The organism is Micromonospora sp. NPDC051296 (assembly GCF_040682255.1).
In the GTDB taxonomy this organism is placed as follows: Bacteria; Actinomycetota; Actinomycetes; order Mycobacteriales; family Micromonosporaceae; genus Micromonospora; species Micromonospora craterilacus.
This window is the reverse complement of the sequence record NZ_JBFBAO010000048.1, coordinates 16,732-27,418: the sequence shown is the minus strand read 5'-3', so window position 1 is coordinate 27,418 and position 10,687 is coordinate 16,732. Positions and strand designations below refer to the sequence as shown.

Genomic DNA, 10,687 nt, shown 5'->3' with positions numbered 1-10,687 from the left:
GTTGGTGTGGTGTTGTTTGATATGTTGATAAGGTTACGGCGGTCATGGCGGAGGGGAAACGCCCGGTTACATTCCGAACCCGGAAGCTAAGCCCTCCAGCGCCGATGGTACTGCACCCGGGAGGGTGTGGGAGAGTAGGACACCGCCGGACATTCTTTCGTTGAGGGCCACCCCTAATTAGGGGTGGCCCTCAACGCATTCCCACAACCAATCCGCAGCGCGCCGGGCCCAGACGGCGTCGCATTGCGGGGCGGGCGCTGTCGTGCTGCCCGATGTTGGCGCCAATGCGTCCGGTGGAGATGGGTCTCGTGGGGCGACCTCCCGTTGTAGCCGGCTCAGAAGACCGTCGGCCGCCACATTTCTGGGGCGGCATCCGAGATGCCGAACAGCGAATGCCACCTTCCGCAGCGGTGCCGGGCGTCGGCGTCCTTCCTGCGGTCGATGCCGAGCCCAGCTGGGCGGAGCCGCGAGGTGTCACGAGGCGCTGGCAGTGCCGGCGGGCGTCCGAGCTACCGCGTCGAGGGCAAGGTCCTCGTCGGGCTGCCCGGTCGGCGGGGATGGTGGCTCAGTGGTGCGGCTGGTGGGCGTACCTCATGAAACGGCCCCGCGGGCGGGGAGCCGGCGGGGCCGCGACGAGCCTGGTGTGGGACGGACGTCAGGAGGAGGAGGGCTCCTTGGCGCAGATGAACCGGGGCTCCGCGTCGTAGGTCCAGGTGAACTTCTCCCGCTTGACCACCTTGCCGTCCTTCTTGATGACCCGGAAGGCGTCCTGGGTGAAGCCCTGGCTGCCGTTGGCGGGGATGCAGCGGGGGCCGGGTTCCAGGTAGACGGTTCTGGGCGAGGTGATGTTCCGCCGGGGGCCGTACTCGGTCTTGACGCTGTCCCAGATCTTCGTGCTCCACATCGTCACGGTCACCGAGCTGGCCGTGTACGAGGTGTCGATCAGCACCCCGTACTCGGTGTTGTTGCGGAACTTGAAGTCCAGGTTGGGCCAGAAGATGGTCGACTCGATGACCGCCGGGTAGCGGCTGAAGTAGTACGAGTGCGGCTTGTGCTCGACGTCCTGCAGGCCGGCGTAGTAGCTCGCGTTGAACAGGGTGGTGGTGAACTGCGAGGTGCCACCACCGACCCCCGGAACCAGCTTGCCGTCGAGGATGACCGGCGCGTCGCGGTAGCCCTGTGCGTAGCCGCGCTCCCCGGTGTGGCCGTTGAGCGAGAACGTCGCGCCGGGCAGCACCACGGTGCCCTTCACGTCGTTGGCGATCGTCACGATGTTCTGGCTGCGCGGCGAGGAGAGGCCACCGGTGAAGTTGGTGGTGAAGGAGGAGACCTTCTCCTTGATGCCCAGACCGGCGAGCTTCTCCGCGGTGAGCTTCGGGTCGACCGGCTTGAGCTTCGCGGAGACCGTACGGCCCTCGCTCTGCGGCAACACGGCGAGCAGGTCGCGGCCGAGGTCGCTGGTGTCCACCTGCTGCCCCGCTCGCCCGTCGATCACCTTCGGCTTCCCGCCGGAGATGGTCATCCGCGCGTCCTTCGCCGCCACCTCGACGGCGTCGAGCTTGTTCCCGAGCGCGGCCCGCAGTTGCTTGACGTCCACGCTGGGGGTGAGCTTGCCGGTCTTGTCGGCCTTGAAGCGGAGTCCCTTGGCGATGGCCTGCGGCGGGATGTTCACCGACCCCCGGTCGGTGGTCAGCTTGACCGGTGCCGCCACCGCCGGCTTGGCCAGCTCGGCGACCATGCGGTCCACGTCGTCGGCGGAGGTGGCCGGGTGGTTCTCCACCAGCGGCACGGTCACTGGCTGACCGCTGAGCCAGCCTTCCTTGACCACCTGCGCGGAGTGTTCCGGGTCGACCGCCAGGCTCGGCTTGGGGTAGCGCACCTTCGGCGTGGTGCCGGAGAAGGTGATGGCCGGCATCGTCATCTTCCGGCCCTGGTCGCCGACGAGCTTCTCCAGCGCGGCCTCCAGTTTCGGCACGTCGACCGAGACCACCGGCTGGACCTCCCGCGAGCCGACCAGCCGATCCACGGCGTGCGCGTTGGCGGCGGCTGCGGCGGCCACGGTGGCGTCCACGTCGACGGTGAGCCCGACATCGGCCGGGTTGATCTCGGCCGTCCGCTCCCCCACACGCACCTGGATCGGGGCGGTGAGCTCGGCCGCGCGGCGGTCGAGCTGCGCCCGCAGCTCCCGTGCCGCGTCCGTCCGGCTACGTCCGCCGAGTTCGGTGCCCAGCACGGTGGTGCCGCGCGGCACGTCACCGGCGTACGCCCAGACGGCGACCGCGCCGACCGAGCCGAGCACGGCTGTGGCCACTCCGGAGGCGAGCAGCAGCCGGAACCGGCGGGACCTGGGGCGCTCGCCACCCGGTGGGGGAACCGGTGCCGGTTGCACGGATTCCTCGACGGGCCAGCTCACCGCCGCCACCTGCACGGTGGGCCGGTCGTCGACGGGCGGACGTTCTTCGCCGTACAGCGTCACAACTACCTCTTAGGGACATACCGCATGCGGAGCCGGGCCCCCCGCCCGGAAGACAACTACGGTAGCCAACGCGGCGGCCGGCGGGGAGCCTGAGCGCGGATGGACTTGTCGTGGCTCCCCGGTTGACTACGGTCAGTATTGGCCGAGTGTCGCGGGTGTCAGCGTCGGGTCGGGCGGAAGACGAGCCAGGCCATCGTCACGGCGGTCACGGTGGCGGCGGCGAGCGCGCAGGCGAGCACACCGGTCACGGTGCGTGGCGCGATCAGCGTGGCGGCCACGGCCAGGCCGACTGTCGCCACCCACAGCGGTGCGGCCGGCCATCGGGCAGCGGTTGCCACCCGGTCGTTGACCAGCATGAACACCACCGCGTAGAGGGCTCCGGTGGCGGCGAACAGCGGTGCCGAGCCGGCCAGGTGCAGATAGTCGGCGCCACCGGCGAGTCGGAACGCCAGCTCGCCGCCGAGGGCGGAGGCGGCGACGAGGATCGCCCCGCAGGTCAGGATCAGCGCCAGCGCCACCAGCCGGGCGCGGCGGTCGCCCCGGGCCAGCCGGGGCAGCACCAGCAGCGTGACCACCTGCGGCGCCCACAGCGCACCCTTGGTGAGTACCGAACCGACCGCGTAGGCGCCGGAGCCGGCGGCGGGAAGCAGCTGACGCGCGAGGATCAGATCCGCGTACGAGATGGTGAGCATCGCCAGCGTCGCGCCACACGCGGTCATCACCTGCCGGGCGTCCAGCCGGCGCGGGACGCCCTGGCCCGGTGCGGCCGGCTCCTGACCGGTGGTCGTGTCCGACGGCGTGGTCGTGGGGGGCGTGGCCGAGTTCGGTGGCGTGGCCGTCGAGGGTGTGGCGAGGCGGGCCAGCAGGGGCAGGGCGAGCAGGCCGGTGAGCGTACCCAGCAGCAGGCAGGCGACCGGTCCCCGGCCGAGCACGAGCCCGACGATCAGCCCGCCGTAGCGACCGGCGGCCAGCACGGCCATCGCCACAGCGAGTCGCAGGAAGCGCTGGTCACCCTGGAGTTCGCCGAGCCACCGGCCGCTCAGCACGGTGGCGAACGTGCTGGCCGCGAGCAGCAGCGTCAGCCCGACCGGCAGCCGCAGGGCCAACGTCAGCACCGGTGCCGCGGCTACGGCGACCGCGGCGGTGAGCGCCGCCGTGCGCAGCCCCAGCCGGCCGGCACCACCACCGCCCCATCGGGCCCGATGCGCGGCCACCGCGATCTGTAGGCCGAACCCGGGCACCGCGGCGATCGCGCCCAACGCGAGCACCGTCGCCAGCGCGCCCAGGTCGGCGGCGCTGAGCCGGCGGGCGCCCAGGACCGGGACGACGTACGCCAGCGCGTTGGTCACCAGCGTGGCGACGGTGACGGCGGCACCGGCCGCGCCGAGCCGCACCGTGGCGGCGTCCCTGCCCGTCGTCTGCGTCATGCCACTCCGCGTCGTGCCAGCCCGACCGCAAAGGGCATCGTCCCGGGCTGGCGGATTCCGTCGGGTACACCCCGGCCCGACCGGCAAGACGGTACCGGCCGGTCGAGCGTCTCGACAGCCCCGCACCGGTGGCCCCTGCCCCTGCGACGCGGAAACGTCTAGTGTGCTGCCCCATGGCATCGACGAAGCTGGCCCCCGCAGCGACCTCCGGCCTGGCGGCCGTGCTTCCCGAGCGACTGCTCGCGGGGGCGATCCGCCGCGCCTACCCGCGGGTCGAGCCGGAACTGGCCCGGCTCGCCGAGTTCGTCCCGGCCGGCGGCACCGCCGTCGATGTGGGCGCGTGGTACGGCCCGTGGACCGCCCGGCTGCTCCGGCACGCTGACCGGGTGGTCGCGGTGGAGCCCACCGCTCCGCTGGCCCGGCAGCTCCGGACGGCGTTCCCCACCGTCGAGGTGGTCGAGGCGGCGGTCTCCGACCACGACGGCACCGCCACGCTCTACCTCCCCGAGGGCGGGGCGATCGTCGGTACCTCGTCCCTGGAGGATCCGGCGCAGGGCGTACCGGTGCCGGTCCGGCGGATCACCCTCGACTCGCTCGGCCTGACCGACGTGCGGTTCGTCAAGCTCGACATCGAGGGCCATGAACTGCCGGCGCTGCGTGGCGCGGCGGAGACGCTCCGCCGGGATCGCCCGGTGCTGCTGGTCGAGGTGGAGGAGCGGATCCAGCCGGTGGAGCCACTGCTCGAACTGCTGACCGGTTGGGGCTACCGCGGGTACGTGCTGCCCGACCGCGAGTGGGTGCCGCTGGCCGACTTCGACCTCGGTCGGCACCAGCGCGAGGCGATCGTACGGGTCGGCCAGAGCTTCGCCCGCCGGGTCGTCTGGCCGCGTCCGCGCTACGTCAACTCGGTGCTGTTCCGCCCGGAGTGACCGGTCGGGGCCGGCGGGACACGCCCCGCCGGCCCATTCCGGGTCTACTTCGGCTTGGGTGCCGGGTTCCCGACCGAGATCTCGTTGGTGCAGAGCGACACGTCGCCGCCCGTCACGGTCAGTTCCACGGCGTCCCCGCCGCCGATAATCCGGAAGAAGCGCTGGTTGAGGCCCCGCTTGACCGGGAATTCGGCGGTTCCGCTGCCGAACCTCAGCGTCGCGGTGCCATCCGCCGAGCTGAGATAGCCGATCCGGACCACCCAGTGCCACTCGTCGCGCGGCTCGTTCAGCGGCATCCGGACGGTCTGGCCGGTGGCCGCCAGATAGCCGCAGCCCTCCTGCGGCCCGGGCTGGATCGTGCTGCCGATGATCGTGGCCACGTGGATGCGACCGAGTCCGTCGAGCACCGACACGTGGTCGGCCTCGTCCACGAAGGTGGGACGGGTGCCGAAGGCCCGGAAGAACCGGGATTGCATGTTGTACGGCGAGGACAGCCGCGGTACGACGTTGTCCGGAACCGGGTCGTCGAAGAAGACCGTGCCCGGTGGCGCGCTGGCCATCTCGATCCGAACGGTGTCGATGTACGACCTGCCGGACTTCGCCGCCCACTCGTCGCTGTACCGGGATGTGGTCCACGCGGTGCCCAGGCAGACGGCCACGAGCACCAGGGCGAGCGCGACGTTCACCGCTTCCCGATAGCGCTCCGGCAGGGCGCCGAGCAGACCGGGCCTGGGCGGCTCGCCCGGGCCGGACGCCGTCGTGCCTGGCTGGGCCGGCCGCGCCGGCCGGCTCGGGTCGTTCGGCGGCGAGCGGTCGGGTTCCCGCGACGGGGGGACGGCATCCGGTGTCGTGGCCGGTTCGGGATCCGAATGGGAGGCCGGGTCCGGGCCGGGTCCGGCTGCCGAGGTGGCGGCGGCATCCGGACCGGGAGCCGGAATCAGCTCGGGCGGGGCCTCCGGAACGGGATCCGGTTCCGGGTCGATCGGCGCCTCGGCGTGGATCACGCCCGGCCGGGACACCACCCGCGCCGGCTGTGCGGACCTCACCGGCGCAGGCGGCGCGGTCGGCACAGCCGGGGTGGTCACCGGCTGCACCGGGATCGGTGGCGCGACCTGGTCCCGAGTCTCCTCGTCCACCGGCTCCCGGTGATCGGTCGGCGTCGCCGGCTGCCCGTCCGCGGCGGACGGGTCGATCTCACCAGCCGTCCGGGGCGGCCGGGCCAGCCCGACCACCGCGACACCGAGGCAGATCGCGGCGACCACGACGACGTCGCTGACGTACCGGGGCACGCCGCCGGCGACCCCGCTGAAGGCCGAACCGAGCCGGGTCGCGGCCAGCATCGCCGCCACCAGGACCAGGTACGCCCCGAGCAGCAGCCACGCGCGGCCGGCCCGCCGCCGATGGCGTACGGTCGCCACGACCAGCGCGACGACGATCGTCCAGGCCACCCAGGTACCGAGTTGCGGCGGCGCGGCGACCGGTGCGCCGTCACCGGCCCCCAACCACTGCCACGGCCCGCCCACCAGGCCCGGTATCACGGTGGACCCGAGCATCTGGGTCAGGAACGAGAACACCTCGCCCGCCGACTCCGGCCGGCGCACCGAGGACTCCGAACCCCCCAGGTAGGCCACGAGGAAGCCGAGCGACAGTACGGTCAGCAGCAACCAGGACGGCCACCAGCGGCGGATCGTGGTCCAGATGGTGCGGACCGGGCCGCCCTCGGCGTAGAAGGCGGCGGTCAGCAGAAAGACCAGCGGCACGACCAGGATCGACTTCTCGAAGAAGAAGAGACCGAGCAGGACGGCCAGCGCCAGGGTCACGAGGTGCCGCTTGCGCCGGGTCTGCACGTAGCCGACCTGCGCGCTGACCGCGAGCACCATGGAGATCTGCATCGGCAGCATGTTGACCCCGACGGCCCACCAGGTCGTCGCCTCCAGGGTCAACGGGCTGAACAGCAGCACGCCGAGCGGCAGGAGCAGCAGCCAGGACGGCTGGAGCAGCCGGCGCAGCAGCTGGAAGGAGGCGATCCCGAGGACCGTCTGGCCGATCGCCATGAGCAGCACGTACGGCCAGTAGGCCATCCCCACGTACTCGGTGGTCAGCCAGATGAGCAGCCGTCCACCGGGCATGAGGTGGTTGTTGTAGAGCGAGAAGAGATGTCCGACGGTCAGGTCGGACTCCGCCGCCTGGGTGATCAGCACGTAGTCGTCGGCCGCCAGGAAGCCGCGGGACGCCACGTGGGCGCGCCACAACACACTGAGCGCGATCATCGCCAACGCCGTCGCCCGGATCCGATCCCTGGCCAGCCAGCCGATCCGGCCGGGCGCCATGGTCTCGTCCGCCCCCGTCGATGTCATGGCGGGAAGACTGCCACACCGGTCACCGCACCTCCTATCAGGTCAATGGATGGTTCGACGGCGGTCGACCCGGCGCGGAAACCGGGCGCGTACAGTGGCCGCCACCAGCGCGGCCGGTCGCCGCGCCCGGCAGTGGTGAGGTCGACGGATGCGGAAACGGCTGGTGCCACACGCGGTGGCCGCCGCCGTGACGGCGGTGGTGCTCGCGCCGCTGGCCTGGCCCGGTTACGTGCTGCGCTACGACATGGTGTTCGTGCCCCGGCAGGCGCTGGGTTGGGAGGTGATCGCCCCGGTCACGGCGCTGCCCCGGGCCGTCCCGCAGGACGCGGTGGTGGCGCTGGCCAACCAGTTGGTTCCGGGGTGGCTGCTGCAACGGCTGGTCCTGGTGGCGATCGTCTACCTGGCCGCGCTCGGCGCCGCACGGCTGGTGCCGACCGATCGGGTGGCCGTACGGGTGGTTGCCGCGCTCGGGTACGCCTGGGCGCCGTACCTGGCCGAGCGGTTGCTGATCGGGCAGTGGGGGCTGCTGGTCGCGTACGCCGCGTTGCCGTGGCTGGTGCGGGCGGCGCTCGGGGTACGGGCGGGTGAGCGGGGTGCCCTACGCCGGCTGCTGCTGGCGGCGGCGGTCTCGGCGATCACACCGACCGGCGGGCTGCTCGCCCTGGTCGTGGTGACCGTGCTGTTGGCCGGGCGGTACCGGGGCGCGGCCCGCGCGGTGTCGATCGGGGTCGGCGCCACGGTGCTGCTGAACGCGCCGTGGCTGGTGGCCGGGTTCACCAGTCACGGCGATGGCCGGTCCGACCCGGCCGGGGTGGCGGTCTTCGCGGCGCGTGCGGAGAACTGGGCCGGTCCGCTGGTGTCGCTCGCCGGCACCGGTGGCATCTGGAACGGGCAGGCCACCCCGGCGTCCCGGGCCGGGTGGCTGGTGCCACTGGCGACGGTGCTGGTGCTGGCGGTCGCCGGGTACGGCGTGCCGCTGCTGCGGCGCCGTTGGCCGGGGTCGATGGTCGCCCGGCTCGGCCTGCTGGCGGCCGGGTCGTGGCTGGCGGCGGCGCTCGGTGTACTGCCCGGCGGCGCGGCCCTGCTCGGCTGGCTGGTCGCCGACGTGCCCGGTGCCGGGCTGCTCCGCGACGGGCAGAAGCTGCTGGTGCCGTACGCCCTGGCCCTGGCGGTCGCCGGGGCGCTGGGGGCGGAACGGCTCGCCGGGCGTCTGGCGGCCCGGTTCGACGCGGCCACCGGGCGGGTGCTGCTGGTCGGCGCGGCGTTGTTGCCGGTGGCCGTCCTGCCCGATCTGGCGTTCGGTGGTGTGGGGCGGCTCCGCCCGGTGACCTGGCCGGCGGACTGGGCGACGGTGGCCCGGTTGGTCGACGAACAACCGGGTGAGGTGGTCTCGCTGCCGTTCCAGGAGTATCAGAGCTACGCATGGAACGACGGCCAGGTGGTGATCGACCCGGCGCCTCGGTACCTCGGCGTGCCGGTGCTGATCGACGACACGCTGCGGGTGGGCGGCACGGCGGTCGCCGGCGAGGATCCCCGGGCCGCCCGGCTGCGTGAGCTGCTCGCGGCGGGTGAGCCGGTGGCGGCGGCCGGCCCCCGGTGGGTGCTGGTGCAGCGGGCCGCCGGTCCGACGCCGGACCCGGCGACGTTGGCCGGCCTCCGACCGGCGTACGCGGGCGGCGAGTTGACCTTGTACGAGAATCCGGCGTGGACCCCCCCGCCCCCACCGGCCCGGCCCGGCCCGGTCGGGCTGGCCCATCTACTGGCCGGAACGGTGGTGCTGGCCATCGGTGTTTCGGGCGCTGCGCGATTGTGCTACCGCGTGGTAGCGTCCCGGCACGCGAGTCCCGCGGAAGGAGAAGGTGGATGAGGAACCTGCCCGCGTTCGTCGCCGTCGGGGTACTCGGGGTCGTGCTCGGCATGCTCGGCAGCGTCGGTCTGGCGAACGTGCTCAGCCCGTCCGCCAAGGAGGCCGCAAACTCCAAGGTGAGCGAGCAGACCGAGGCCCCGCTGTACGGCACGCGCTGACCTCGAACAAAGCGAAGGGCGCCCGCGATTCGCGGACGCCCTTCGTCGTGTCCAGGTTCGACAGAGGCGGTCAGCCGGTGCGGACGGTCACCTGGGCCACCAGCTGCGCGAACCGCGCGCCGGTCGCGGCCCAGGTGAATCGGGCGGCGTGGGCCAGCGCGGCCTCGCCCATTGCCTTACGCCGCACGTCGTCGGCGAGCAGTTCCCGGACCACCGTGGTGAACTCCCGCTCGTCGTCGACCAGCAGGCCGGTCTGGGTGTCGACCATTGCCTCGGCAACCCCGCCGGCGTAGCGGAATGCCACCGTCGGGGTGCTGCGCGCGGCGGCCTCCACGATGGTCAGTCCCCAGCCCTCCTTGACCGACGGGGTCAGCGCCAGCCAGGCCGAGCAGAGCAGCTCGTGCTTCTTCTCCTCGCTGACGAAGCCGGCGAACCGGACCCGGTCGGTGATCCCGAGCGAGCCGGACAGCTCGCGCAGTGGCTCCTCCCACCAGCCCTGCCCGGCCACCACCAGCTCCAGCTCGGGCAACTCGGTGGCCAGTTCGGCGACCGTCCGCAGGGCGATCTCCACCCGCTTGTGCGGAACCAGCCGGCCGAGCACCAGCAGCGACGGATGGGACGTCCGGGGCAGTGACCGGCCGGTCACCGGGGAGGTGCCGTTGGGCACCACGTCGATCCGTTCGGCGTCCACGCCCAACGTGGTCAGCTCGGACCGGCTCGCCTCGGAGACGGTGACGTACCGGCATCGGCGGTACAGCCGCACCGCCAGCCAGGACTCGATCCACCAGCCCAGCCGGGACATTCGCGGACCGAACACCACCGGCCACTGTTCCCGGTGCACGTGGTGCACCAGCGCGATGACCGGCCGTCCGGCGTAGAGCGGGGCGAAGAACGGCACGCCGTTGCAGACGTCCACGACCAGGTCCGGCCGGCCGAGACCGCGCCGGCTCAACGGACCCAGGCCGAACCGGCCGGCGAGGCAGGTCAACGCCGCGCGGAGGTAGACGGTCATCCGCGAGCCGCGGCGCAGCACGCGTACGCCGGCGTCGGTGGTGCCGGTCGGGCCGGCGTTGCCGTGCGCGGCACAGAGCAGAGTCACCCGGTGACCGGCGGTGATCAGTTCGGCGGCGATCCGCTCGAGGTAGACCTCCGAACCGCCGCCCTCGGGATTGGTGGTGTCGCGCCAGTTGAGGAACAGGACGTGGCGGGAGGGGGTGCCGGAGTTGTCCACGCTGCTCCTACCGATGAGTAAGTGAGCACGATCGCGCCACCCTAGGGCGGCCCGGCCCGGGTGCGCAATGGGTGGATCCGGCAGCGACGATCCGATAACGGCTCATCGATCGGGGGTTTGCCGGCAGGCGGAAACCTTGGCAGGGTGTGCAGCGCAACTACGTGCGGTGGCCGGTGCCCGGTGCCCCGACTTCAGTCGCAGTCAGTGTGTGACCTGCGGGTGGAACGTCGTCCGCAGGGGTG

Annotated in this window: 7 protein-coding genes and 1 rRNA gene; 4 read left to right on the top strand and 4 right to left on the bottom strand. The window is 72.4% G+C overall.

Annotated features, from left to right (window positions below; all coding sequences use genetic code 11):
- Window positions 1-34: 34 nt before the first annotated feature.
- Window positions 35-151 (top strand): 5S ribosomal RNA (rrf, locus tag AB0M52_RS08230).
- Between the two features lie 504 nt (window positions 152-655).
- On the opposite strand, the gene AB0M52_RS08225 is transcribed toward rrf, so the two are convergent.
- Together AB0M52_RS08225 and AB0M52_RS08220 are read right to left on the bottom strand one after the other, a co-directional pair.
- Window positions 656-2,476, bottom strand: coding sequence for a VanW family protein (locus tag AB0M52_RS08225; protein WP_363950546.1), 1,821 nt, complete (start codon window positions 2,474-2,476; stop codon window positions 656-658).
- Between the two features lie 158 nt (window positions 2,477-2,634).
- Window positions 2,635-3,903 carry a polysaccharide biosynthesis protein gene (locus tag AB0M52_RS08220; RefSeq protein WP_363950544.1) on the bottom strand — a complete coding sequence of 423 codons (1,269 nt, stop codon included), beginning with the start codon at window positions 3,901-3,903 and terminating at the stop codon, window positions 2,635-2,637.
- Between the two features lie 173 nt (window positions 3,904-4,076).
- On the opposite strand from AB0M52_RS08220, the gene AB0M52_RS08215 reads away from it, so the two are divergent.
- Window positions 4,077-4,832 (top strand): FkbM family methyltransferase, encoded by a 756-nt coding sequence (locus AB0M52_RS08215; protein ID WP_363950542.1) that lies wholly within the window; start codon window positions 4,077-4,079, stop codon window positions 4,830-4,832.
- Window positions 4,833-4,876: 44 nt separating this feature from the next.
- On the opposite strand, the gene AB0M52_RS08210 is transcribed toward AB0M52_RS08215, so the two are convergent.
- Entirely contained in the window at window positions 4,877-7,189 is a 2,313-nt protein-coding gene (locus tag AB0M52_RS08210; protein ID WP_363950540.1) for a hypothetical protein, read from the bottom strand.
- A gap of 148 nt (window positions 7,190-7,337) precedes the next feature.
- Between AB0M52_RS08210 and AB0M52_RS08205 the strand changes: the two genes are divergently transcribed.
- Together AB0M52_RS08205 and AB0M52_RS08200 are read left to right on the top strand one after the other, a co-directional pair.
- Window positions 7,338-9,056 carry a hypothetical protein gene (locus AB0M52_RS08205; protein ID WP_363950538.1) on the top strand — a complete coding sequence of 573 codons (1,719 nt, stop codon included), beginning with the start codon at window positions 7,338-7,340 and terminating at the stop codon, window positions 9,054-9,056.
- The gene (locus AB0M52_RS08200) at window positions 9,053-9,214 is read left to right on the top strand and encodes a hypothetical protein (protein ID WP_013736401.1); all 162 of its coding nucleotides are present in this window, start codon (window positions 9,053-9,055) and stop codon (window positions 9,212-9,214) included. The genes AB0M52_RS08205 and AB0M52_RS08200 overlap by 4 nt, the downstream gene beginning before the upstream one ends.
- 70 nt (window positions 9,215-9,284) lie before the next feature.
- On the opposite strand, the gene AB0M52_RS08195 is transcribed toward AB0M52_RS08200, so the two are convergent.
- Window positions 9,285-10,445, bottom strand: a complete 1,161-nt coding sequence (locus AB0M52_RS08195) for a glycosyltransferase family 4 protein (protein ID WP_363950535.1) — start codon at window positions 10,443-10,445, stop codon at window positions 9,285-9,287.
- Window positions 10,446-10,687 lie beyond the last annotated feature (242 nt).